At 67.2% G+C, this 24,145-nt stretch carries 16 protein-coding genes; 7 read left to right on the plus strand and 9 right to left on the minus strand.

The window, feature by feature from the left end; all coding sequences use genetic code 11:
* Positions 1 to 86 precede the first annotated feature (86 nt).
* Complete coding sequence (locus ACW5IY_RS18045) at positions 87 to 992, plus strand: LysR family transcriptional regulator (protein ID WP_049435315.1); 906 nt, start codon at positions 87 to 89, stop codon at positions 990 to 992.
* 278 nt (positions 993 to 1,270) lie between these two features.
* Here ACW5IY_RS18045 and ACW5IY_RS18050 read toward each other — a convergent pair whose 3' ends face one another.
* The gene (locus tag ACW5IY_RS18050) at positions 1,271 to 4,432 is read right to left on the minus strand and encodes an efflux RND transporter permease subunit (RefSeq protein WP_457326807.1); all 3,162 of its coding nucleotides are present in this window, start codon (positions 4,430 to 4,432) and stop codon (positions 1,271 to 1,273) included.
* 4 nt (positions 4,433 to 4,436) lie between these two features.
* Complete coding sequence (locus ACW5IY_RS18055; protein WP_049435317.1) at positions 4,437 to 5,567, minus strand: efflux RND transporter periplasmic adaptor subunit; 1,131 nt, start codon at positions 5,565 to 5,567, stop codon at positions 4,437 to 4,439.
* 117 nt (positions 5,568 to 5,684) lie between these two features.
* Here ACW5IY_RS18055 and ACW5IY_RS18060 point away from each other — a divergent pair, with 117 nt between their 5' ends.
* From ACW5IY_RS18060 to ACW5IY_RS18070, 3 genes are all read left to right on the plus strand, one after another.
* On the plus strand, positions 5,685 to 6,365 hold the full coding sequence (locus tag ACW5IY_RS18060; protein WP_019338820.1) for a TetR/AcrR family transcriptional regulator: 681 nt from the start codon (positions 5,685 to 5,687) through the stop codon (positions 6,363 to 6,365).
* A gap of 136 nt (positions 6,366 to 6,501) precedes the next feature.
* Positions 6,502 to 7,149, plus strand: a complete 648-nt coding sequence (locus ACW5IY_RS18065; protein ID WP_019338821.1) for a protein-L-isoaspartate O-methyltransferase family protein — start codon at positions 6,502 to 6,504, stop codon at positions 7,147 to 7,149.
* A gap of 16 nt (positions 7,150 to 7,165) precedes the next feature.
* Positions 7,166 to 8,524: a TolC family outer membrane protein gene (locus ACW5IY_RS18070; RefSeq protein WP_010480790.1), complete on the plus strand. Its 1,359-nt coding sequence runs from the start codon at positions 7,166 to 7,168 to the stop codon at positions 8,522 to 8,524.
* A gap of 68 nt (positions 8,525 to 8,592) precedes the next feature.
* Here ACW5IY_RS18070 and ACW5IY_RS18075 read toward each other — a convergent pair whose 3' ends face one another.
* Both ACW5IY_RS18075 and waaA read right to left on the minus strand, forming a co-directional pair.
* Positions 8,593 to 9,828 (minus strand): hypothetical protein, encoded by a 1,236-nt coding sequence (locus ACW5IY_RS18075; protein ID WP_049435319.1) that lies wholly within the window; start codon positions 9,826 to 9,828, stop codon positions 8,593 to 8,595.
* 230 nt (positions 9,829 to 10,058) lie between these two features.
* Positions 10,059 to 11,357, minus strand: a complete 1,299-nt coding sequence (gene waaA, locus ACW5IY_RS18080; protein WP_049435320.1) for a lipid IV(A) 3-deoxy-D-manno-octulosonic acid transferase — start codon at positions 11,355 to 11,357, stop codon at positions 10,059 to 10,061.
* Positions 11,358 to 11,417: 60 nt separating this feature from the next.
* On the opposite strand from waaA, the gene ACW5IY_RS18085 reads away from it, so the two are divergent.
* Positions 11,418 to 12,335 carry an LpxL/LpxP family Kdo(2)-lipid IV(A) lauroyl/palmitoleoyl acyltransferase gene (locus ACW5IY_RS18085; RefSeq protein WP_010480797.1) on the plus strand — a complete coding sequence of 306 codons (918 nt, stop codon included), beginning with the start codon at positions 11,418 to 11,420 and terminating at the stop codon, positions 12,333 to 12,335.
* Between the two features lie 100 nt (positions 12,336 to 12,435).
* Here the strand turns inward: ACW5IY_RS18085 and ACW5IY_RS18090 are convergent, their stop codons facing one another.
* The 3 genes from ACW5IY_RS18090 to ACW5IY_RS18100 are packed head-to-tail and all read right to left on the minus strand — an operon-like array spanning position 12,436 to position 15,076.
* On the minus strand, positions 12,436 to 13,767 hold the full coding sequence (locus ACW5IY_RS18090) for an O-antigen ligase family protein (RefSeq protein ID WP_049435322.1): 1,332 nt from the start codon (positions 13,765 to 13,767) through the stop codon (positions 12,436 to 12,438).
* Positions 13,748 to 14,863 (minus strand): glycosyltransferase, encoded by a 1,116-nt coding sequence (locus tag ACW5IY_RS18095; protein ID WP_049435323.1) that lies wholly within the window; start codon positions 14,861 to 14,863, stop codon positions 13,748 to 13,750. Before ACW5IY_RS18095 ends, ACW5IY_RS18090 begins: the two co-directional genes overlap by 20 nt.
* A gap of 15 nt (positions 14,864 to 14,878) precedes the next feature.
* Positions 14,879 to 15,076, minus strand: a complete 198-nt coding sequence (locus ACW5IY_RS18100) for a zinc-finger domain-containing protein (protein WP_005410967.1) — start codon at positions 15,074 to 15,076, stop codon at positions 14,879 to 14,881.
* A gap of 421 nt (positions 15,077 to 15,497) precedes the next feature.
* Between ACW5IY_RS18100 and ACW5IY_RS18105 the strand changes: the two genes are divergently transcribed.
* Both ACW5IY_RS18105 and ACW5IY_RS18110 read left to right on the plus strand, forming a co-directional pair.
* A complete protein-coding gene (locus tag ACW5IY_RS18105) occupies positions 15,498 to 18,842 on the plus strand; it encodes a GH92 family glycosyl hydrolase (protein WP_049435325.1) in 3,345 nt (1,114 codons plus the stop codon).
* Positions 18,839 to 19,582, plus strand: a complete 744-nt coding sequence (locus ACW5IY_RS18110) for a basic secretory protein-like protein (RefSeq protein ID WP_049435326.1) — start codon at positions 18,839 to 18,841, stop codon at positions 19,580 to 19,582. The genes ACW5IY_RS18105 and ACW5IY_RS18110 overlap by 4 nt, the downstream gene beginning before the upstream one ends.
* A gap of 449 nt (positions 19,583 to 20,031) precedes the next feature.
* On the opposite strand, the gene ACW5IY_RS18115 is transcribed toward ACW5IY_RS18110, so the two are convergent.
* Both ACW5IY_RS18115 and ACW5IY_RS18120 read right to left on the minus strand, forming a co-directional pair.
* On the minus strand, positions 20,032 to 22,323 hold the full coding sequence (locus tag ACW5IY_RS18115) for an NADP-dependent malic enzyme (protein ID WP_032129106.1): 2,292 nt from the start codon (positions 22,321 to 22,323) through the stop codon (positions 20,032 to 20,034).
* Positions 22,324 to 22,553: 230 nt separating this feature from the next.
* Positions 22,554 to 23,897, minus strand: coding sequence for a dicarboxylate/amino acid:cation symporter (locus tag ACW5IY_RS18120; RefSeq protein WP_010480813.1), 1,344 nt, complete (start codon positions 23,895 to 23,897; stop codon positions 22,554 to 22,556).
* Positions 23,898 to 24,145 lie beyond the last annotated feature (248 nt).

Here is a 24,145-nt window from a genome sequence, read left to right on the forward strand (position 1 = left end):
TGGCAACCCTGCCCTGACGACGATATCGTGCAGAAAATGCGGATAAAGCCCGCTACTTTGACTTAACTTTCCAGAGCCAGCGAACAATGGACCGGATCGATCGCTTCCGCATCTTCACCCGGGTGGTGGAGTGCGCCAGCTTCACCCGCGCCGCCGACCAGCTCGGCCTGCCCCGCTCCACCGTCTCGGCAGCCATTGCGGAGCTGGAGCAGCGGCTTGGCACCCGCCTGCTGCAGCGCTCGACCCGTCGGGTGTCCACCACCCATGATGGGGACGTGTTCCATGCCCGCTGCCTGCGCCTGATCGCCGAGGTTGAAGACGCCGAATCGCTGTTCCGCCAGGACGACGCGCAACCGGTCGGTTTGCTGAAGATCGACGTACCCAGTCGCATCGGCCGTCGCATCATCGCTCCGGCGCTGCCCGGGTTCTTCGCGCAGTATCCGCAGGTGGAAGTCGACCTGGGCATGACCGACCGCGCGGTGAACCTGATCGAAGACGGCTGCGATGCGGTGCTGCGGGTCGGCCAGCTGGGTGACTCCAGCCTGGTGGCGCGCACGCTGGGGCAGCTGGATTTCGTCAACGTTGCGGCGCCGGCCTACCTGCGCGAACACGGCGTGCCGCAGCATCCCGCCGACCTGCAGCAGCACCGCGCAGTGAACTATGCGTCGCCGACCACGGCGCGGGTGGAGCCGTGGGAGTGGCAGGACGGCGGCCCGCTGCGCACGCTACCGATGCCCGGCTGGGTGCGGGTGAACAGCGCGGAGGCGTCGATCGCGTGCTGCGTGGCGGGGTTGGGGCTGCTGCAGATTCCGCGCTACGACGTGCAGGCCGAACTGCAATCAGGCGCATTGGTGGAGGTGATGCCGCAGTTCGTGGCGCAGCCCTTGCCGGTGACGCTGTTGCAACCGCATCGGCACCACCGTGCGCTGCGCGTGCAGGTGTTCATCGAATGGCTGCTGCCAGTGCTGCGAACGGGCCTGCAGTTGCAGTAGATCCACGCCACGCGTGGATGCATGCATCCGTGCCAACCAAGGTTGGCACCCACCGAGCGGTGGCGAATTGCGGTAGATCCACGCCATGCGTGGATGCTTCTGTAGCGTCGAGCCATGCTCGACTCATCCCATCATCGCGCGAAGAGCGGCCGAGCATGGCTCGGCTCTACAGAAAGCAGATCCCGTGAGCAGATCAATCCGCGCCATGCGTGGATGCAAGCCGCAGTGCCAACCAAGGTTGGCACCTACCAGAGGCGGTGGCCGTAGAACCCGGGGCGTTATGCCCCGGATTCGTCCGGCTTCACCCGGAACCATGCCGCATACAGCGCCGGCAGGAACACCAGGGTCAGCACCGTGCCCACGATCAGGCCACCCATGATCGAGATCGCCATCGAGCCATAGAACGCACTGCGCGACAGCGGAATCATCGCCAGCACCGCCGCCAGCGCAGTCAGCACGATCGGGCGGAAACGGCGCACCGTGGCATCGATGATCGAATGCCAGCGGTCATGCCCGGCATCGATATCCTGCTGGATCTGGTCGATCAGGATCACCGAGTTGCGCATGATCATGCCCGCCAGTGCAATCGTGCCCAGCAGCGCCACGAAGCCGAACGGCGCGCGGAACAGCAGCAGGAACAACGTCGCACCGATGATGCCCAGCGGCGCGGTTACCAGCACCATCGCCGCACGCGAGAAGCTGCGCAGCTGCAGCATCAGCAGCGTGGCCACCACCACCAGGAACAGCGGCATGCCGGCCTTGATCGAGTTCTGGCCACGGGCCGAATCCTCCACCGTACCGCCGGTTTCCAGCAGGTAGCCACTGGGCAGTTCAGCGCGGATCCCGTCCAGCGTCGGCAGGATCTGGTGCACCACGTCCAGCGGCTGCATGCCATCGCTGATGTCGGCACGCACGGTCACCGTCGGCAACCGGTTGCGGTGCCAGATGATGCCATCCTCGAAGCCGTACTCCATCGTCGCCACCTGTGACAGCGTGATGCTGCCGCCGTTGGCAGTCGGCATCGACAGGCTCGACAGCAGCTCCAGCTGGTTGCGCTCATCGGCCGGCCCGCGCAGCAGCATCTCGATCTGGCGGTTGCCTTCGCGGTACACGCTCACCGACTGCCCGGCCAGCGAACTGGACAGGAACTGGCTGACCTGTGCACTGCTCACGCCCAGCGCGCGGGCACGCTCCTGGTCGATCACCAGCCGCACCACCTTGCTCGGCTCACTCCAGTCCAGGTTGACGTTCATCACGTGCGGGTTCTCGCGCACCTTGGCCTCGACCTGGCGTGCGATCGCCTGCACCTTCTCGATGTGCTCGCCGGAAATACGCATCTGCACCGGGTAGCCGACCGGTGGGCCGTTCTCCAGGCGGGTCACGCGCATCTGCACGTCCGGGAACTTCGGGATCACCTCATGCAGCAGCCAGTCGCGGGTGCTTTCGCGCGATTTGATGTCCTTGGCCAGCACCACGAACTGGGCGAAGTTGGTGGCTGGCAGCTGCTGGTCCAGCGGCAGGTAGAAGCGCGGCGAACCGGTGCCCACGTAGGACACATAGTTGGCGATGCCCTCGCGGCTGGACAGCAGCTTCTCCAGCTTCTCGGCCTGGGCCTGGGTCGAGCGCAGCGAGGCACCCTCGGCCAGCTCGATGTCCACCATCAGTTCCGGCCGGGTCGAATCCGGGAAGAACTGCTGCGGCACGAAGCGGAACAGCATCAGCGAACCGATAAACAACGCGATGGTCGCGGCGATCACCCACCAGCGCCGGCGCAGGCAGGTGTCCAGGAAGCGACGGAAGCTGCGATAGAACGGGCGCTGGTACGGATCATGGTCATGCCCGTGCTGCGGCGGCGCGATCAGGTTGGCCAGCGCGGGGTAGCGGTCGGCCCACTGCTGGCGCTTGGCATGCCAGCGCGCGGACAGGCTGCCCGGCTTCGGCGGCTGCGGATTGAACAGGTCCGGCAGCATCTTGTCGCCCAGGTACGGGATGAACAGCACCGCCGCGATCCACGACACCACGAGCGCGATCGTCACCACCTGGAACAGCGAGCGGGTGTACTCACCGGTGCTCGAGGCGGCCGTAGCGATCGGCAGGAAGCCGGCCGCGGTGATCAGGGTACCGGTCAGCATCGGGAACGCGGTCGACTCCCAGGCGAAGCTGGCCGCGCGCAGGCGGTCGTAGCCCTGCTCCATCTTGGTGGCCATCATCTCCACCGCGATGATCGCGTCGTCCACCAGCAGGCCCAGCGCCAGCACCAGCGCGCCCAGCGAGATCTTGTGCAGGCCGATGTCGAAGTAGTGCATGACGAAGAAGGTCATCGCCAGCACCAGCGGGATGGTCACGCCCACCACCAGGCCGGTGCGCAGGCCCAGCGAGAAGAAGCTGACCAGCAGCACGATCACCACCGCCTCGGTCAGCACCTGCACGAACTCGCCGACCGACTCTTCCACCGACTGCGGCTGGTCGGACACTTTGCGCAGCTGCATACCGGCCGGCAGGGTCTTCTGCAGGCGTTCGAACTCGGCATCGAGGTTGGCGCCGAGCTTGAGGATGTCACCGCCATCCTTCATCGCCACCGCCAGCCCAATCGCCTCTTCACCCATGAAGCGCATCTTCGGCGACGCGGGATCGGCGAAGCCACGCTTGACCTCGGCGATGTCGCCCAGGTGCACGGTGCGGTCACCGGCGCGGATCGGGAACTGGCGGATCGCTTCGATGTCGTTGAACTGGCCGGTCACGCGCAGCTGCACGCGATCGGTGGCGGTCTCGAAGAAGCTGGTGCCGGTCACCGCATTCTGGTCGGCCAGCGCCTGCTGTACCTGCTGCATCGACACGCCCAGCGTCGCCAGACGGGTGTTGGACAGCTCGATCCACACCTTCTCGTCCTGCAGGCCGACCAGGTCGATCTTGCCGACGTCGGGCACGCGCTGCAGTTCCAGCTGGATGCGGTCGGCGTAATCACGCATCACCGCATAGTCGAAGCCCTTGCCGGTCAACGCATAGATGTTGCCGTAGGTATCGCCGAACTCATCGTTGAAGAACGGGCCGACGATTTCGCGCGGCAGCGTCGGGCGGATGTCGCCCACGCGCTTGCGCACCTGGTACCAGAGGTCGGGGATCTGCTTGGACCGCAGGCTGTCGCGCGCCATGAAGATGATCTGCGACTCGCCCGGCCGCGAGTACGAGCAGATGAACTCGTACTCGCCGGTGTTCATCAGCGCCTTCTCGAGCGGCTCGGTCACCTGTCGCGAGACCTGTTCGGCGGTGGCACCCGGCCACAGCGTGCGCACCACCATCGCCTTGAAGGTGAACGGTGGATCCTCGGACTGGCCCAGATGCTTGTACGACCACGCGCCGATCAGCGCGAACGCCAGCATCGCGAACAACACCAGGGGTCGGTTGGCCAGCGCCCACTCGGAGAGATTGAAGCGGCGCACCGGCTTACTCCTTGGCCTTGGCGGCTGCCGCCGGCGCGGCCGGCTTCAGCACCGGGCGGTTCTGCCGGTCTACGGCGATCACCGGCTGGCCCGCCCGCAACAGGTGGCCACCGGCGGCAACCACCCAGTCACCCGCGTTCACGCCGGACAGCACCGGTACCGCCTCGCTGCCAAACGCACCAGTGGTGACGGTGGCGGCCTTCAGCGTGCTGTTGGCCGGATCGACCACCCACACGCTGGCGGCACCGTTGGCGCCGCGCTGCAGTGCGCCCAGCGGCAGCTGCAGGGTGCCGTGGCGGCCGGCGCTGCTGTAGACGCGCGCGCTCTGGCCCAGCTCGACATCGGCCAGCGCATCGGCGGCCAGGCTGACCCGCGTCGCGTAGGTGCGTGCCTGCGGATCGGCGGCGGCGGCAATCTCGCGGATCGTGCCCGGCAGGCGCTGCCCCGGGCGGTTCCACAACTCCACCTCGACCGGCTGGCCGACCGCGTAGTCGCGGATGGTGGCTTCGGGCAGGTCGATCAGCACTTCGCGGCCACCGTCGGCGGCCAGGTTGAAGATGGTCTGTCCGGCGGACACCACCTGCCCGGCCTCGGCCTCGCGGCTGGCGATCACGCCGTCAGCCGGTGCGCGCAGCTGCGCGTAGTCGGCCTGGTTGCGCAGCACATCGAGGTTGGCGCGGGCGGCGTTGGCCTGGCCCTGCGCCGCTTTGAAGGCGGCGGACTGCTGGTCCAGCTGCGAACGGCTGACCAGTTGCTGGTCGGCCAGTACCTGGTAGCGCTTGAGATCATCGCGGGCACGCACCAGGTCGGCTTCAGCTGCGGCCAGCTGCGCCTGCGAAGCGCGGGCCTGCAATGCGAAGTCGGCTGCATCCAGCTCGGCCAGCACGTCGCCCTTCTTCACCCGTTGCCCGGCATCGACGTGGCGCTTGACCAGGTTGCCACCGACGCGGAACGACAGCGGGCTTTCCTGCCGGGCACGCACCGTGCCCGGGAACGCCGCCGGCGCCTGCCCGGCCTGTTCGCCGGGGTGAACCACCAGTACCGGCACGGCCGCCTGCGGCGCCTGTTCCTGTCCCGAACAGGCTGCCAGCGCAGCCACCCACACCATACCGCCCATCCAGCGCACGATCTTCATCGGTCAACGTCCTGAAAACGCAGGGTTGCAACAAGGGGGAGCCGCGACTGCCGGCCCAATTTAATAAACCGGCCGGTATAGTATAAATATCGAACCGCTTGGTCTAGTATTGTTGCGATGAGTTCTTCCACTTCCCGCAAGCCGTCGGCCAAGCCTGCTGCCAAGGCCGCCGGACCCGGGCGCCCCAAGGATCTGGGCAAGCGCGCGGCGATCCTTGAAGCAGCCAAGGTACTGTTCATCGAACAGGGCTATACCGGCGTGAGCATGGACGCCATTGCCGCCCAGGCCGGCGTCTCGAAGCTGACCGTGTACAGCCACTTCGGCGACAAGGAAACCCTGTTTTCCGAGGCCGTGCAGTCCAAGTGCATTGAAATGCTGCCCGATGCCCTGTTCGTGGCCGACGCGGACGGCCCGCTGCGCGACCAGTTGATCGGCATCGGCCTGGCCTTCTTCGAGCTGATCACCTCCGATGCGGCGATCTCGATCCAGCGCATGATGATGGCGCCGGAGACCGATGAACGCCTGCGCGAGCTGTTCTGGAAGGCAGGCCCGGAGCGCACCTGCGAGGCCCTGGCTGACTTCCTGCGGGCACGCGCCGAGCGCGGCGAACTGGACATCACCGACTATTCGCTGGCTGGCGAGCAGTTCCTGACCCTGGTCAAGGGCGAAGTGCACATGCATATGATGTGCGGCATGCCACTGTCACCGGTGGAGTGCGACCCTCTTGCCCATGTGACCGCCAGCATCGACTTCTTCCTGCGCGCTTATGCGCCGCGAGGGGCCGGGACGGCTGAATAACCAAAACTGAACGAACCGGAGGTCGCGATGACTTCCGGCACTGCGACCCCGGCCACCCGGCAGCTGATGCTCTGGGCGCGCCGCCGGCCTCCGGCACCGGTAAAATGGCCGGCCCACTGCGCTGGATTTGAACCTCATGACGATTGATTACGCCCACGCCCGCGAACTGATGGTGGAACAGCAGATCCGTCCCTGGGACGTGCTGGACATCAAGGTGCTCGACGTCCTGGCCCGCCTGCCGCGCGAGGCCTTTGTCGCCGATGCACACCGGGCGCTGGCCTACGCCGATGTCGAACTGCCGATCGGCCATGGCCAGAAGATGATGAAGCCGGTCATCGAGGGCCGTACCCTGCAGGCACTGGATCTGCAGCCGGGTGACGAAGTGCTGGAAATCGGCACCGGCAGCGGCTTCCTGGCCGCCTGCATCGGCGCGCTGGCGCGCGACGTGCTGAGCCTGGAGATCGACCCGGAACTGGCCGCCGCCGCGCGTGCCCGCCTGGATGCTTCCGGCCTGGGCACCAACGTCCGCGTGGACGTGGCTGACGCCCTGTCCTGGCAGACCGAACGCCGCTTTGACGTGATCTGTGTCACTGGTGCGGTCGACGTGGTGCCGTCACAGTTCGCCTCGTGGCTGCGTCCGGGTGGTCGCCTGTTCGTGATCCACGGCCGCTCGCCGGCGATGGAGGCCCTGCTGGTCAAGGCCGACGGCAGCACCGAGTCCCTGTTCGAGACCGATATCGATTACCTGCGCGGTGCCGCCCCGGCACCCCAGTTCCACCTCTGAGTCCAAGGAAGCCGCAATGATCCGCCGATCCCTCGCTGTTGCGCTGGCCACTGCCCTGCTGCCGTTGTCCGCCCATGCCGCCGACCTGCTGCAGGTCTACGAAATGGCGCGCAACGGCGATCCGCAGCTGTCCGCCGCCGAATCGACCCGGCTGGTCGACAAGGAAGGCGCCGTGCAGGCGCGCGCCGCCCTGCTGCCGCAGATCAACGGCCAGGCCACGCTGAACCGCACGCGCAGCGAGCCGAACGCCGACATCAACTCCGGCTCGTTCACCAACAAGCGCCGCAATTACACGATCGATGGCAGCCAGACGCTGTTCAACTGGACCCAGATCAACAACCTGCGTTCGCAGCGTGAGCTGAGCAAGGCGGCGGACTTCACCCTCGATTCGGCCAACGACAGCCTGATCGTGCGCACCTCGGCGGCCTACTTCAACGTGCTGGTGGCGATCGAATCGCTGAACGCCGCACAGACCAACGAAGCGGCCGCGAAGAAGCAGTTCGACTTCGCCGACAAGCGCCTGGAAGTGGGCCTGGCGCCGATCACCGACGTGCACGAAGCCCGCGCCCAGTACGACCAGGCGCGCGCCAACACCATCGTTGCGCAGAACACCCTGGCCGATAACTACCAGGCCCTGACCGAACTGACCGGCCAGCCGGTGGTCAACCTGCGTGGCCTGCCGGCGGACTTCCGCCCGGAAGTGCCGGCCAACCGCGGCAACATCGACGAGCTGGTGCACCAGGCCACCACCCAGAATCCGGCGCTGAAGGCGCAGGAACTGAAGGTCAGTGCCGCCGAAGCTGGTGTGCAGGCCGCCCGTGGTGGCCACTACCCGACCCTGTCGCTGGGCGGCAGCTGGGGCAAGACCGCGACCTGGGGTGACAGCACCGGCGCCGGCTCGCTGTCGCCGGACGCGCGCACCAACAGCATCGGCCTGACCCTGAGCGTGCCGATCTTCGCTGGCGGTGCCACCCAGTCCAACGTGCGCCAGGCGCTGGCCCAGCGTGACATCGCCCAGGATGGCTACGAGCAGCAGAAGCGTGCCCTGGACCGCAACACCCGCAATGCCTACCAGACCCTGGTGCAGGGCATCAGCGAAGTGGAGGCCCGCCGCCTTGCGGTAGTCTCGGCGCAGAGTGCCTACGACGCGTCGCAGGTTGGCCTGGAAGTCGGTACCCGTACCGTGCTGGACGTGATCCAGAACCAGCGCATCCTGTTCTCGGCGCAGCTGGATTACGCCCAGGCCCGCTACACCTTCCTGCAGAACCGTCTGCTGCTGAGCCAGTCGCTGGGTGCGCTGGACGTGGCCGAGCTGCAGGACGTGAACCGCCTGCTGACCCAGGACGCCGGCAACCCGGCAACGACCACGCACTGAGTCGTCGCCCTGCCGGCAACGAAGAAGCCACCCGCGAGGGTGGCTTTTTTGTGGGCGCTGCACGGCGATCAGCCGGGCCAGACGCGCATCCGCTCCACGGCGGCCAACACGCACAGTGCCGCAGCCGCGGGCGCAAGCACCGGCAAGACGCGAGAGGGTGACGCGTGCACGCGAAGCACGGCCAGGCACAAGGCCGCCATCACCAGCAGGGTTGCCGGGCCAGGCAGCACCGGCAGCGCACCGACGGGCAGCACCAGCGCCAGCATCGCCGCCAACAACACCACAGCGGCGCACGCCAGTCGCGCCCGCAATCCTGGCGCTGCATGGCTGGCCGCAGGCCACAGCTGCATCGCCAGGCGCACGGCCACCCTCATCAAGACCAGCAGCAACGCAGCCAACCCTGCCGCACCGGCCAATGGCAGCAACGGCATCATCCAGTGCAGCTGCTGGTGCTGCTGCAGCGCCACCGACAACGGTCGCGTACTGGCCAATGCAGGGAACTCCACCAGGCCTGCCTGCAGCGCGGCCAGCACGATGAGCAGCAGCATGGCCAGCAGCAGCATGCCCGCCAGCAGCAGCATGCCCGCCAGCAGCAGCGGCTGTCGTGCCCTCTCCTGCCGGCCCATGCCGGGAAACCCCAGTGCAAGGCCAACACTGGCGAACACACCGAGCAGCGGTACGCTTGCCGCCAGCACCCCACCCAGTCCGAAACGATAAGGCGCCGTTGCTTCCGGCAACCATGGAATCCAAAGTGCGTAGTGCACGTAACGCGCCGCCAGGGCCAGCAGGAGCAGGCCGATGCCGATCTTCATCGTCAGCAGCGCACAGGCAACCAACACCAAACGACGTGGCGGCAGCAACCCGACCACGCCCAGCAGAAGCAGGCCGAAGACCGCCGCCAGCTGATCCGGCATCGCGTTGCCGGCATCGATACCGCAGCGGAGCAGGAACACGCGCAGATGACTGGCCATGGATTGCGCCGCGCCGGCACTGGTCACCACCAGCTCCAGCAGCAACATGCCACCCAGCAGGCCGGCGGATACCCTGCCCCATCCCGCGCGCAGCAGACCCTGCAGGCCATCGACGGACAGTTGCTGGTTCAGGACGTGCAGACAGCACAGCAGGGGCACGGTGCCCAGCGCGGCCACCAGCAGGCTCAGTACGATGGCCGGTCCCGCCTGCGCGGCGGTGTGCTGACCGACCAGAGCGATCACGCTGCCCCCCAGCAGCAGCGTCAGTGCCACCGTCGCGACGTGATCCCTGCCGAGGCAGGCATCCCGGTCGCAGCTGTTGTCGCTGTCCATCGCAAGTCCCCTTTATATCCGCACAAGCGCGGTCGACAGGAGGCTGGCAGCGTGCGCCAAGTGGCGGTATCAGAATCCGTACTGTGCGCACCGCGATGTGACCACAAACACGTTCGCAGCCACGCATCCGGTCCTGCTGCGACAGGAATCCGGCTGCTAAGCAGAATTGATGCAGTCGATCACGTCAGTCGGTCCGCGTAGCATCCGCCCTGGCGGTGTTGCTGCCCGGCTCAGCTGCGCGGGGGCGGCAGGTGTGGCGCGACCAGCGCCAGCGTGCGCTGCAGGGCACCGCGGCCGTTGCTGACCAGCGTGCAACCGGCACGGGCCATGTCCTCGCGCGCCTGGGCGTCGCCCAGCAGGTGCTGCAGCAGGTCACCTACCGCCTGCACGTCCTCGCCGATCAGCAAGGCACCGGCCTCTCGCATGCGCCGTGAGATCTCGGCGAAGTTGTGCAGGTGCGGACCGGTCACAGCGGCAGTGCCCATCGCCGCCGGCTCCAGCAGATTGTGGCCACCGATCGGCTGCAGGCTGCCGCCGACGAAGGCGACCTGTGCACAGGCATAGAACGGCATCAGCTCACCCAGGGTGTCGATGACGAAAACATCCGTGCCGGCCTCCGGCCATTGCTTCGCGCGACGGGTCGCCACGTTCCAGCCCTGCTCGCGCACCAGCGCCTCCACCTTCGGGAAGCGCTCGGGGTGCCGCGGTGCCCACAGCAACAACAGGTCGGGGTGCTGCTGGCGCAGGCGCCGATGCAGGTCGATCACCGCCTGCTCCTCACCATCGTGGGTACTGGCCGCGATCCACACCGGGCGCCCGGCGGGCACGCAGGCATGGAACTGCTCGACGAAGCCCTGCACATCCGGCGTGGCGATATCGAACTTGAGGTTGCCCAGCGCCTGCACCTGTTCCCGCGCAGCCCCCAGCTGCACGAAGCGCTCGGCGTCGTCCTGCGACTGCGCGGCCACGCAGGTAACCGTACGCAGCGCACGGCGGATCAGCGCCGCCAGCACCCGGTAACCGCGCAGCGAACGCGCTGACAGGCGGGCGTTGAGGATGTAGACCGGAATGCGGCGGTCGCGGCAGCCGAACAGCATGTTCGGCCACAGCTCGGTTTCCAGGATCAGCGCCAGGCTGGGCTGGAAGTGGCCGAGGAAGCGGTTGACGCTGCCCGGTACGTCGTACGGCAGGTAGACGTGGTCCAGCGCATCGCCCCACAGCGCGCGCACGCGCTCCGAACCGGTCGGGGTGATGGTGGTGATGACCCAGCGGATGTCCGGACGCTGCTGGCGCAGGGCATTGACCAGCGGCGCGGCGGCATTGACCTCGCCCACCGAGACCGCGTGCAGCCAGACCCGCGGCTGGCCTGTCGGCTGCGGATACGAGGCATAGCGCTCATCCCAGCGCCGGAAGTATTCACGGACCCGGAAACCGCGCCAGACCAGGTGGTACACGGTGATCGGCAGCAGGATGTAGAGCACGGCCGAATACAGGCCGCGCAGGATCCATTCGACAGGGTCTTTACGCATGCGGCAAGGATACGGGAGCCCCCCGGGAAAGACACGCAGCCGGGTTGGTAGAATGGCGCCATGTCCGATGCCACCACCGCCATCCGCCCGTCGCTGCGCGATCCCCGCAACTGGCCGATGTTCACCGCCATGCTCGGCGCCTTCGCCATCGCCCGCCTGCCGTGGATGCTGCAGCGTGCGCTCGGCCGTGGCGTCGGCTGGATCAGCTGGCGCCTGCTCGGCAGCCGTCGTCGCGCCGCCGAGGTCAACCTGAAGTTGTGCTTCCCGGAGAAGGACGAAGCCTGGCGCCAGCGCCTGGTGCGCGACAGCTTCGACGCGCTGGGCGTGGGCGTGCTTGAGTGCATCCGCGCCTGGTGGGGCAGCATCGACCGCATCCGCCCACAGGTGAAGATCGAAGGCCTGGAGCATCTGCGGCAGATGCAGGCCGAAGGCCGCGGCGTGCTGCTGGTGTCCGGCCACTTCATGACCCTGGAGATGTGCGGCCGCCTGCTGTGCGACTACGTCGATCTTTCAGGCATGTACCGCAAGCACAAGAACCCGGTGTACGAGTGGGCGGTGAAGTTCGGCCGCCTGCGCTATGCCAAGGCGATGTTCGCCAATGAAGACATCCGCGCGACCGTGCGCCACCTGAAGAAGGGCGGCTTCCTCTGGTATGCGCCGGACCAGGACATGCGCGGCAAGGACACCGTGTTCGTGCCCTTCTTCGGCCATACCGCATCCACCATTACCGCCACCCACCAGCTGGCGCGGATGACCGGCTGCGCGGTGATTCCATACTTCCACCGCCGCGAGGGCGGGAAGTATTTCCTGAAGATCGGCGCACCGCTGGAGAACTTCCCCAGCGAGGATGTGGAAGCCGATACCACGCGGGTCAACCAGGCCATCGAGGAGATGGTGCGCGAGGCACCGGACCAGTACCTGTGGATCCACCGCCGTTTCAAGCGCCAGCCGGGCGGGCGGAGCGATTTCTACAAATAACGGGATGCGGTGGAAGGTCCGGCGTGCTCATGGTAGTCGCCAACCTTGGTTGACGCCGATGAACCGAGGCCGGTCCCGAGGCGCCAACCAAGGTTGGCAACTACTGCATCGGCGGAGATTCATCCGATTCGCGGGCCAACAGGCTGCCGGCGAACAACGCCGCCAGCAGCACGGTCAGGCCACCCCAGAACGCGGAATAGAACGCCAGATGCGTGTTGAACGGGAACACGGTGACCGCCAGCGCCAGCATCGCCGGGCGGGCCCGCTCACGCGCGGCCACCGGTGCATAGCGCCAGGCCCGCCAGGCCTGGGCCACGGCTGCCAACCACAGCAGCAGGCCGAGCACGCCGGTTTCCGCCAGGATTTCCAGCACGATCTGATGGGCATGCAACGCCGGGGCATCGCCCCACACCGCCGGTTCGTCGCCAGACACGCAGGCCGGATAGGCATCGCGGAAGCCGCGTGCACCGACGCCATTGAGCGGATGTTCCTCGATCATGCAGGCCGCGGCGTCCCAGATCCGCGCACGCCCTGACAGTGCCTCGTCGACACCGCGCTCGCTTCCATCCCAGGCCAACGCCGTTCGCGCGAAGCGTTCGCGCAGCTGCGGCACGCTGGCGGTCAGCGCGCCCGCGCCGAGGACAGCAACCAGCGCCAGCAGCACCAACCGTTTCCAGCCGAACTGGCGCACGCCGCTGTAGGCAAGCACCAGCGCGAAGGTGATCCACGATGCGCGCGAGCCGGCCAGCAGCAGCACGCAACCCAGCGCCGCTGCGGCCAGTACCCAACCCGGATTGCCAAAGCGACGCGCCAGCGGCAACAACAGGAACGGTGAGAGACTGGCCAGGACCTGGCCGAACTTCAGGTTGCACGGCCCGAGTGCCCCACTGAGGCGATCGACCACGGCCGCCTCAGTGGCCGGGCACAACGCGTGACCACTCACCGCAAGCTTCAGCTGCTCAAGCGACCAGAACCACGGGCTGGTTCCGGCCACCGCCTGCACCAGCGCATCCAGGGTCCATGCGCCGGTGATCAGCGCCAGGCCACCGAAGGTCAGCCGCCTCCGTTCGGGCGTGGCCACCGCGATCGCCACCAGCCACATGAAGGGCAGGTAGCGCAGGCCGGCGGCCGCCTTCGTCCACGACGCTGTCGGATCGATCGCATCAAACGCCGAGAACGCCTGCGGCAGCCAATAGCCGAGGAACAGGATCGAGGTCAGCGCCCAGGCTGCCGTGCTCAACAGATGCGGACGACGCTGCAGTCGGCGCATGACCATGCGCGCGGCGGCGTAGACCGCGCCAAGACCGAGAATGGTTTCGGCGATGCCCGGCAACGGCCACATCGCCACGTACGCCAGCACCCACCAGGGCGCCCAGCGTCCGGCGCGGTCGTCGCGCACGGTGAAGGCGGGGTCAGCCGGCGAGGTCGGCATAGAGGCGGAGGGTATCGCGCTGCATGGCCTGCAGGGTAAACGGGATGCGGGTCGGCAAGGACGGCGGCTGCGCCAGCAGGGCCAGCGCACGTTCACCCAGCGCGCGTGCATCGCCCAGCGGCACCGCGCCAGCGGGCTGCAGCTGCCGCAGCAGTTCGCCGACGCCACCATGATCCCAGCCCAGCACCGGGCGGCCCACCGACAGCGCCTCGACCACAGTACGGCCGAATGCTTCGGGCTTGTCCGACAGCTGCAGCACCAGATCGCTGGCCGCATATGCCTGGGCGATGCGCGCGGTTGGCGTGCTGATCTGCACGGCGTCGGTGACGCCCAAAGCAGCGGCCTGCCGGCGCAGGTCGGCCACGTAGGCTTCGCGACCGGGTTCATCAGTGCCCAGCATCCACAGCTGCGCCGGCACACCCGCGGCGCGCACATCGGCCAGCAGCTGCAGCGCATGTGCATGGCCCTTCAGGCGGGTGCCCCGCCCCGGCAACAGCAGCAGCGGGCCCTCAACCTGCGCCAGCCACGGGTAGTCGGCTGCCAGCGCCAGTCGTGGCCGGCGGTCGGCGCGGGCCACGCGCGGAAACTGTGCGACATCGACGCCGCGCGGAATCACCTGCAGCCGCGCTTCGGGAACTGTCGGATAGTGCCGCTGCACGTAGTCGCGCACGCTGTTGGACACGCAGATCACGCGTTCACCGCTGGTCATCACCGCGCTGTAGCGACTGGGCGAATTCAATCCGTGCACGGTGGTCACCCAGTGCGGGCGCTGTGCGGCGGGCATGGCACGGATCGCGTACAGGCCCAGCCAGGCCGGCAGCCGCGAACGGGCATGCACGATGTCCGCGCCAACCTCGGCGAACAGGCGGCGCAGGGTCGGCAGGTGGCGCAGGGTCAGCAGCGATTTGCGGCCGATGTCGAGGGTGAGGTGCTCGGCACCGCTATCGAGCAACGGCTGCACCAGGCGGCCACCGGCGGAGACCACCAGCGCACGATGGCCGGCGGCGACCAGGGCCGCAGCGATTTCCAGGGTCGAGCGCTCGACACCGCCGGAGTGCAGCGCCGGCAGCAACTGCACCACGGTCAATCGGCGCATCGAAGGGGCGGCCGCTTAGTCGGCCAGCACGAACACGGAGCCGCAGTACGGGCACTGCGCTTCGCCATTGGGCTCGTCTTCGATCGGCAGGTACACGCGCGGATGCGAGTTCCACAGCGCCATTTCCGGGGTCGGGCAGCTCAGCGGCAGATCGCTGCGGTGCACGGTGTAGCGCTTCTCGGCGTTGGCGGGCGCAGTGGCGGTATGGCTCATGGCGGATGTCGATGAACGGGTTGCGAGGCCTGTGATTCTAGCATCTGGGCCGCCCCGACATTGCGCCGCAACGGGTCTTTACGCGTACCGGGCCGATTGCCTGCGACCTTGCATGCCACCTCGGGATGGAGTGCCGGTGGAAATTCCCGACCGAACCAGCAGGATCACGCCGGGAAACCGCCGACAACGATATTTCCCGCATTTGGATCGAACTAAATGGCACTTGTCAGGTTGCCACGGCTGTTGCAGGATCGGGCCAGGTCGTGAACCGGCCTGCCCCAATCCGACCCGATCGCATGGCCCGCCCCCACCGGACCGGCATCGCTTCTTCCACTGCCATCCCGGCGGGCGGAGCGATGCTGTCCGTGGTGTCCGCCGATGCGGGTTCTGCCCGCCGCCTGCCCTTCCGGGAGACCCTTGCATGACCCTGTCCGATCCACGCCGCGCCCTGCTTCCGCTCGCCCTGGCCCTGGCCTGTGCGACTACCGCGATGCCGGTGCTGGCACAGGGACTGCAGACCTCGTTCGAGCCCGGCGAACCTGCCCCGTCGCAGGCCGCGGGTGCACTGCAGGTCACGATCGGCAACGGCCCTGCGGCGCCTTACGCCGCCAAGCGCAATGCGGGCTACAGCGGCCTGCATGCACTGCGCTACAGCAGCGAAGGCGGCAGGGCGCGGCGCGAGCTGTTCAAGGTGGACATGGCCATCGAGGCCGATACCACCCTGTCGTGGCTGGTGCTGCCGGAGATCGTCGGCAAGGACACCGTGGCCTCGACCTATGTGTCACTGGACCTGCTGCTGGACGATGGCAGCCGGGTTTCGGCCGGCGCTGCGCGTGACCAGCATGGGGTGGCTCTCGGCGCACGCGCGCAGGGCAAGTCAAAGACGCTGTATCCGCAGCAGTGGGCGCGCAAGGCGGTGCGGCTGGGCGACGTGCCCGCGCTGAAGGGTCGCCGCGTGATGGCGATCGAACTGGACGTGGCCAGTGCCGACGGTGCACCGGTCACCGGCTGGATCGATGACGTTCGCTTGGACACAGTGCCACGTCAGCAGCCAGCGCGTGTCTCCGACTGGGTGCTGACCACCCGTGGCACCCAGGCCAACGGCACCTTCTCGCGCGGCAACAATTTCCCGGCCACCGCGGTGCCGCACGGCTTCAACTTCTGGACCCCGGTGACCGATGCCGGCGCACTGAACTGGCTGTACCGCTGGAACGAACAGAACGACGCACGGAACCGTCCGCAGCTGCAGGCACTTGCGCTGAGCCATCAGCCCAGCCCGTGGATGGGCGACCGCCAGACCTTCCAGGTGATGCCCTCGGCCAGCCGTGGCGTGCCGGAGGCTGATCGCCGCAAGCGTGCCTTGTCGTTCGACCGCAGCCACGAGAGCGCCCGCCCTTACCGCTACGATGTGCGCTTCGACAACGGCGTCGCAGCATCGATCGCGCCGACCGATCATGCGGCGCTGTTCCGCTTCGACTTCCCCGAGGGCGGCGACGCCAACCTGCTGTTCGACAATGTCGATGCACGCGGTGGCCTGACTCTGGACGCCGCCACGCAGACGCTGTCCGGCTATACCGACACGCGCAGTGGCCTGTCCAACGGCGCCAGCCGCATGTACGTGGTGGCCCGCTTCGACAAGCCCTGGCGCAGCAGTGGGCGCCTCGACACCGGCCGCCCGACCGGTTACATCAAGTTCGACGCGGGCAGCGACCGGCGGGTGACCATGCGCATCGCCACCTCGCTGATCTCGGTGGAGCAGGCGCGGCACAACCTGGCACTGGAAATCGACGCGGCCGACACGCTGGAAAGCGTGTCCGGCCGTGCGCAGGATGCATGGGACGCACGCCTGGCCCGCTTCGACATCGGCGATGCCAGCGACGACCAGAAGACCACACTGTATTCCAGCCTGTACCGGCTGTTCCTGTACCCGAATTCCGGCCATGAGAACGTGGGCAGCGCCGCCGCACCGGAGTGGCGCTACGCCAACCAGGCCAGCGCCAGCGATGACAACACCGAGGGCAGCGCGACCCGCAGCTACGCCGCCGTGCGCGACGGCAAGGTATTCGTCAACAACGGCTTCTGGGACACCTTCCGCACCACCTGGCCGGCCTATGCGCTGTTCACGCCCGACGATGCCGGCCAGCTGGTGCAGGGCTTCATCGAGCAGTACCGCGCCGGCGGCTGGATCGCGCGCTGGTCGTCGCCGGGTTACGCCGACCTGATGGTCGGTACCAGCTCGGACGTGGCATTTGCAGATGCGTGGCTGAAAGGCGTCGGCGGCTTCGATCCGGCAGAGGCCTACGCGGCCGCGCTGAAGAACGCGACCGTGGTCCCGCCTGACCGCCATGTCGGCCGCAAGGGCATGGACCGCTCGACCTTCCGTGGCTATGCCAGCGCCGACGTGCACGAAGGCATGTCGTGGACGATGGAAGGCGCGCTCAATGACTTCGGCATCGCCAACATGGCCGACGCCCTGGCCAAGCGCGCGGCCACGCCGGCGGCACGCGAGCGCTACAGCACCGAGGCCGACTACTTCCGCCACCGCGCGGCCAGCTACGCGACGATGTTCGACCCGGACGCAGGCTTCTTCCAGGGCCGCAGGGAAGATGGCCGCTGGCGCGTGGACGCCAAGGCCTACGACCCACGCGTGTGGGGCCACGACTACACCGAATCCAATGGCTGGACGTTCGCGTTCACCGCCGCCCACGATGGCGAGGGCTTGGCGGCGCTGTACGGTGGCCGCGAGAAGCTGGCGGCGAAGCTGGATACCTTCTTCGCCACACCGGAGACCGCGGACCCGGCACTGGCCGGTTCCTATGGCGGCACCATCCATGAGATGACCGAAGCACGCGACGTGCGCATGGGCATGTATGCGCACAGCAACCAGCCGGCGCACCACATCCCGTGGATGTACCTGTACGCCGGGCAGCCGTGGAAGACCCAGCAGCATGTGCGCGAGATCCTGTCGCGGCTGTACGTCGGCAGCGAGATCGGCCAGGGCTACCCGGGCGATGAGGACAATGGCGAGACCTCGGCATGGTACGTACTGGCCTCGCTGGGCCTGTACCCGCTGCGCATGGGCGCCCCGGAATACGTGATCGGCTCGCCGGCATTCGAGCATGCACGGGTGGAGCTGCAGGGTGGCGCGGTGCTGACCGTGAACGCGGCCAACAACTCGCGCGAGAACGTCTACGTGCAGTCGCTGAAGATCAACGGTGCGCCGTGGACGAAGACCTGGGTGCCGCACGACCTGATCGCCAAGGGCGCGACCCTCGACTTCGTGATGGCCCCCCGTCCCTCGCGCTGGGGCAGTGGCGTGGATGATGTGCCGCGCTCGTTGACCGCCCGTGGCCAACGACCTCAGCTGCTGCACGACCTGCTCGGCAGCGGCGCCAAGGCGACGCTGGCCGATGGCCGTGCCCTGCCCGCGCTGCTCGATGACGATGCCGGCACGACGGTGGGCCTGGGCGGCGGTGCAACCATCGCGCTGACCGGCCTGGCCGAGGGCACTCCGACGATGTACACGCTGACCAGCGGCGACGGCCGCATCCAGGGCGGTGAGTGGACGCTGGAAGCGCGCAACGGCAGCGGCAGCTGGGCCGTGCTCGACCAGCGCAGCGGCGAAGACTTCGAATCCGCCCGCCAGACCCGTCCGTTCCGCATCGCCAAACCCGGTCGTTACAGCGAGTACCGCCTGCGCCTGGCGGCACCGGCACGGCTGCCGCTGGCGGAGATCGAACTGCTGGCGGCCGGCACCGTACAATGAGCGGCATGCGCTTCCGTCTTCTGCCCTTGGCCCTTGTTGCCCTGTCCTTCTCCAGTTTCGGCCAGACCCAGGCGTTCGATACGCAGCTGACCCGCGACGGCGTGACACTGAACTACCAGGACGCGCGTGGCGCGCTGGCCGCGCCGCAGCGCAAGCGGGTGATCGATACGTTCTTCTTCGCCTATCTGCGCGAACGTGCGGACTTCCATCCGGCGGCGCCGTCGAGGGTGCGCATCGTGATCGATCCGGCCTACACCGGCATCGCCTTCGTCGGCGACAAGGACCAGGCAGCGACGATCACCATCAACCCGGGGTGGCTGGCGCAGCACCCGAACGACATCGACCTGGTCACCCATGAGGCGATGCACATCGTGCAGGGCTATCCGGGCTACGGCGACGCGCGGGTGCCGGGCTGGCTGGTGGAAGGCATCGCCGACTACGCACGCGACCGCTATGGCATGGACAACGCCGCCGCCGGCTGGGCGTTGCCCGTCAAGGTCGAGAAGGGGCAGAACGTCGACAGTGGCTACCGGGTGACCGGCGCCTTCCTGAAGTGGGCGGAGAGCGAGCATCCCGGCCTGGTGCTGGCGCTGGACAAGGCCCTGCGTGATGGCCGCTATACGCCTGCGCTGTGGCAGAAGCACACCGGCAAGGCACTACCAGCGCTGTGGGTGCAGTACGCCAAGCCGCGTTCGGATGCACCACCGCCTGCCCCGGCACGCCGCGGCAAGCGGCACTGACGCCCAGGCACCACGCATTCGCCGGGCATTGCCCGGCGCTACCGCATCGCTGCCTCAGCGCGACTGCACGAAACCTGCGTACAGCGCGAAAAGCTGCTGGAAATACCGCCGGGTCACTCGATTGCGCATGACACTTTCGCCGATGGGGAGGTGGTCGGGCCCAGGGTGGGAAGGCCGGTCCGGTCCCTTCCCACGGCCGGGCCGCGTGGGCGTATTGGGCCGCAACGGCGTTGCAGGGAAATGACCGGGTTGCGTAGCGTGTGTGGCAGGTTCGGCGCCCGTTTCGGCAAATGAAAACACCGGGCAATGCCCGGTGTTTTCATTTGCGCCGACGTCCAACCGCGCCAGCGCCATCATTCTTCCGACCAGCAGCCCCTTCTTGTTGAAGGGGCGCGCCGAAGGCGGGGGTAGAGGAAGAATGCGTGGGCAGTGGAAGTGGGAAAGAAGGCTTATGCCTTCTTTTCCGCTTCCAGCTGCTTGCGGATCTGCGCATCAACCGCGGCGATCGCGGTCATGTTCAGGATCCGGCGCGAGGTCGCGCTGGTGGTCAGGATGTGCACCGGCTTGTTCACGCCCATCAGGATCGGGCCGATCGCCACGCCGTCGGTGAACACGCGCACCAGGTTGTAGGCGATGTTGGCCGCTTCCAGGTTCGGCAGCACGAACAGGTTGGCACGGCCCTGCAGGGTCGAGCCCGGCAGCAGCTTCTGCCGCAGCGCTTCATCCCATGCGGTGTCGCCCTGCATTTCACCGTCCACGTTCAGACGCGGGTTGCGCTTGAGCAGCAGCTCGCGCACCTGGCGCATCTTCAGCGCATCCTTCGAATCATGGCTGCCGAAGTTGGAGTGCGACAGCAGCGCCACCTTGGGCTCGATGCCGAACAGCTTCATGCGGTAGGCCGCCTGCAGGGTCGCTTCGCACAGCTGCTCGGCGGTCGGGTCTTCCTGCACGTGGGTGTCCACGAAGAAGAACACGCCCTGCTGGTTGATCACGCCGGTCATCGCCGAGGTCGAGGTGACCTTCGGCTCCAGCGGCAGCACGCTGCGCACGTAGCCCAGCTTCTTGTGGAAGCGGCCGACGATGCCGGTCAGCATCGCATCGGCTTCGCCACGGGCCACCATCACCGCCGCGATCAGGGTCGGGCGCGAACGCATCAGGTTCTTCGCCGCGGCCACGGTCACGCCACGACGACCGGTCAGGCCGTGGTAGTACTGCCAGTATTCGTTGAAGCGCGGGTCGTCGTTGATGTTGGTGACTTCAACGTTCTCGCCGATCTTCAGGCGCAGGCCGAGGCGTTCGATGCGTGATTCGATCACTTCCGGACGACCGATCAGGATCGGGTGCGCCAAGCCGTCGTCGACCACGTTCTGCACCGCCTGCAGCACCACTTCCTCTTCACCTTCGGCGTACACCACGCGCTGCTTGTCGCTGCGCGCGCGGTCGTAGACCGGCTTCATCATCAGGCTGGTGCGGTAGACGAACTGGGCCAGCTTGTCGCGGTAGGCGCCCATGTCGTCGATCGGGCGCGAGGCCACGCCCGAGTCCATCGCGGCCTGGGCCACGGCGGCCGACAGCTCCACCAGCAGGCGGCGGTCGAACGGGCGCGGAATCAGGTATTCACGGCCGAAGCTCGGGGTCTCGCCGCCGTAGGCCGAGCCCATGTCGGTGGCCGCACGACGGGCCAGCGCGGCGATGGCGCGCACGCAGGCGATCTTCATTTCCTCGTTGATCGCGGTCGCGCCCACGTCCAGCGCACCGCGGAACAGGTACGGGAAGCACAGCACGTTGTTGACCTGGTTCGGGTAGTCCGAACGGCCGGTGCCGATGATCGCGTCTGGACGCGCGGCGCGCGCCAGTTCCGGCATGATTTCCGGGGTCGGGTTGGCCAGCGCGAAGATCACCGGATCCGGCGCCATGGTCTTGACCATGTCGGCGGTCAGGATGCCCGGTGCCGACAGGCCCAGGAAGATGTCCGCGCCGTCGACGATCTCGGCCAGGGTGCGCTTGTCGGTGTCGCGCGCATAGCGCTGCTTTTCCGGGTCCAGGTCGGTACGGCCGGTATGGATCACGCCCTCGCGGTCGAAGGCCAGGATGTTCTCCGGCTTCAGGCCCAGCTGCACCAGCATGTTCACGCAGGAAATGCCGGCTGCGCCCATGCCCGTGGTCGCCAGCTTCACTTCCTCGATCTTCTTGCCGGTGATCGCCATGGCGTTGAGCACGGCCGCGCCGACGATGATCGCCGTGCCGTGCTGGTCGTCATGGAACACCGGAATCTTCATGCGCTCGCGGAGCTTGCGCTCGACCACGAAGCATTCCGGCGCCTTGATGTCTTCCAGGTTGATGCCACCGAAGGTCGGCTCCAGCGAGGCGATGATGTCGACCAGCTTGTCCGGGTCGGTTTCATCCACTTCGATGTCGAACACATCGATGCCGGCGAACTTCTGGAACAGCACGCCCTTGCCTTCCATCACCGGCTTGCCGGCCAGCGCGCCGATGTTGCCCAGGCCCAGCACCGCGGTGCCGTTGGAGATCACCGCCACCAGGTTGCCGCGGGCGGTCAGCTCGCTGGCCTGCTGCGGGTCGGCCTTGATCGCTTCACAGGCGTACGCCACGCCCGGCGAATACGCCAGCGACAGGTCGCGCTGGGTCAGCATGGGCTTGGTAGCGGAAACCTTGATCTTTCCCGGCGGGGACATCCGGTGGTAATCGAGGGCGGCCTGTTTGAAATCTTCGTTGGACATCGATGTGGGTTACATGAATGGGCAGAAGGGACAGGGGATGATACCCCCGTTGGAGCGTCTGGACCTGTCGCTATCCTGTCGCAGGCATGCTGCGACCGCACAATTCCGTGCCGTATGCGACGGTACCGGGATACCAGCTTCGGCGTCTGCCATGACAGCCATGGGACGCCTTGAAACGCCGCGGGGCCGTACCACTGTCGTGATCGGCCCCGCGGTACCACACACCTGGATCAGCCCCTGGCCGGCAGCGCCTCGGGCACGGCATCGATCAGCGGCGGCAGTTCGCTTTCGCGGCCATCCAGCGCCAGCTGCAGGCGGTTGCGGTCCAGCGCACCCTCCCAGCGCGAGACCACTACCGTGGCCACGGCATTGCCGATGAAGTTGGTCAGCGAGCGGCATTCGCTCATGAAGCGGTCCACGCCCAGGATCAGCGCCATGCCGGCCACCGGCACTTCCGGCACCACCGCCAGGGTCGCGGCCAGGGTGATGAAGCCGGCGCCGGTAACGCCAGCGGCACCCTTGGAGCTGAGCATGGCGACCAGCAGCAGGGCGATCTGGTGGCCCAGGGTCAGTTCGGTGTTGGTGGCCTGGGCGATGAACAGCGCGGCCAGGGTCATGTAGATGTTGGTGCCGTCCAGGTTGAACGAATAGCCGGTCGGGACCACCAGGCCCACCACCGACTTGCTGCAACCGGCGCGTTCCATCTTCTCCATCAGCGACGGCAGCGCCGACTCCGACGAAGAGGTGCCCAGCACCAGCAGCAGTTCGGCCTTCAGGTAACGCGCCAGCTTGAACACCGAGAAGCCACACAGGCGGCAGACCAGGCCCAGGATCACCGCCACGAACAGGAACGCGGTGAGGTAGAACGAGCCCACCAGCCAGGCCAGGTTGATCAGCGAGCCGACGCCGTACTTGCCGATGGTGAAGGCGATCGCGCCGAAGGCACCGATCGGGGCAGCCTTCATCAGGATGTGCACCAGCTTGAACACCGGGGCGACCAGCGCCTCCAGGAAGTTCACGATCGGCTTGCCCTTCTCGCCCACCGATGCCAGCGCGATGCCGAACAGCACAGCCACGAACAGTACCTGCAGGATGTTGCCATCGACGAACGCGCTGAGCAGCGTCTTCGGGATGATGTCCATCAGGAAGCCGACCAGTGTCAGGTCATGCGACTTCTCGACGTAGCTGTGCACCGCGGTCTGGTCCAGCTCGGCCGGGTTGATGTTCATGCCGGCGCCGGGCTGCACCACGTGCGCCACGATCATGCCGACGATCAGTGCCAGCGTGGAGAAGAACAGGAAGTACGCCATCGCCTTGGCGAACACGCGGCCCACCGTGCGCAGGTGGGTCATGCCGGCGATGCCGGTGACGATGGTCAGGAAGATCACCGGCGCGATGATCATCTTCACCAGGTTGATGAAGGCATCGCCGAGCGGCTTCATCTTCTCGCCGATCAACGGTTCGTAGTGGCCGAGGATGGCGCCCAGGACGATCGCCACGATCACCTGGAAGTACAGCTGGCGATAGATCGGCAACGGCTTTGCAGGCACCGGTGCTGCGGTCGGGATGTGCATGGCGGACTCCGGAAGGGGCGTTTTCAGGCACGTACGGCCCCGGGACTGCACGGGAACCGTTACCGTGGAAACTGATCGCAGGCCCTGTGCTGCACGCGCAGGGGGTGCGACCAATGGACGCCTTTGTACGCGCCGGGCACGCTGGCGCAGATAACCTATTGGTACTAGCCCCCCGGTTCAGGTGGCCGCGATGCCTACACTGGCGCCGCACCGCCCGATCACGGGGAGGCCGGTGGCCCGGGCTGAAC

The sequence above is a fragment of the Stenotrophomonas sp. C-A genome, assembly GCF_054030835.1.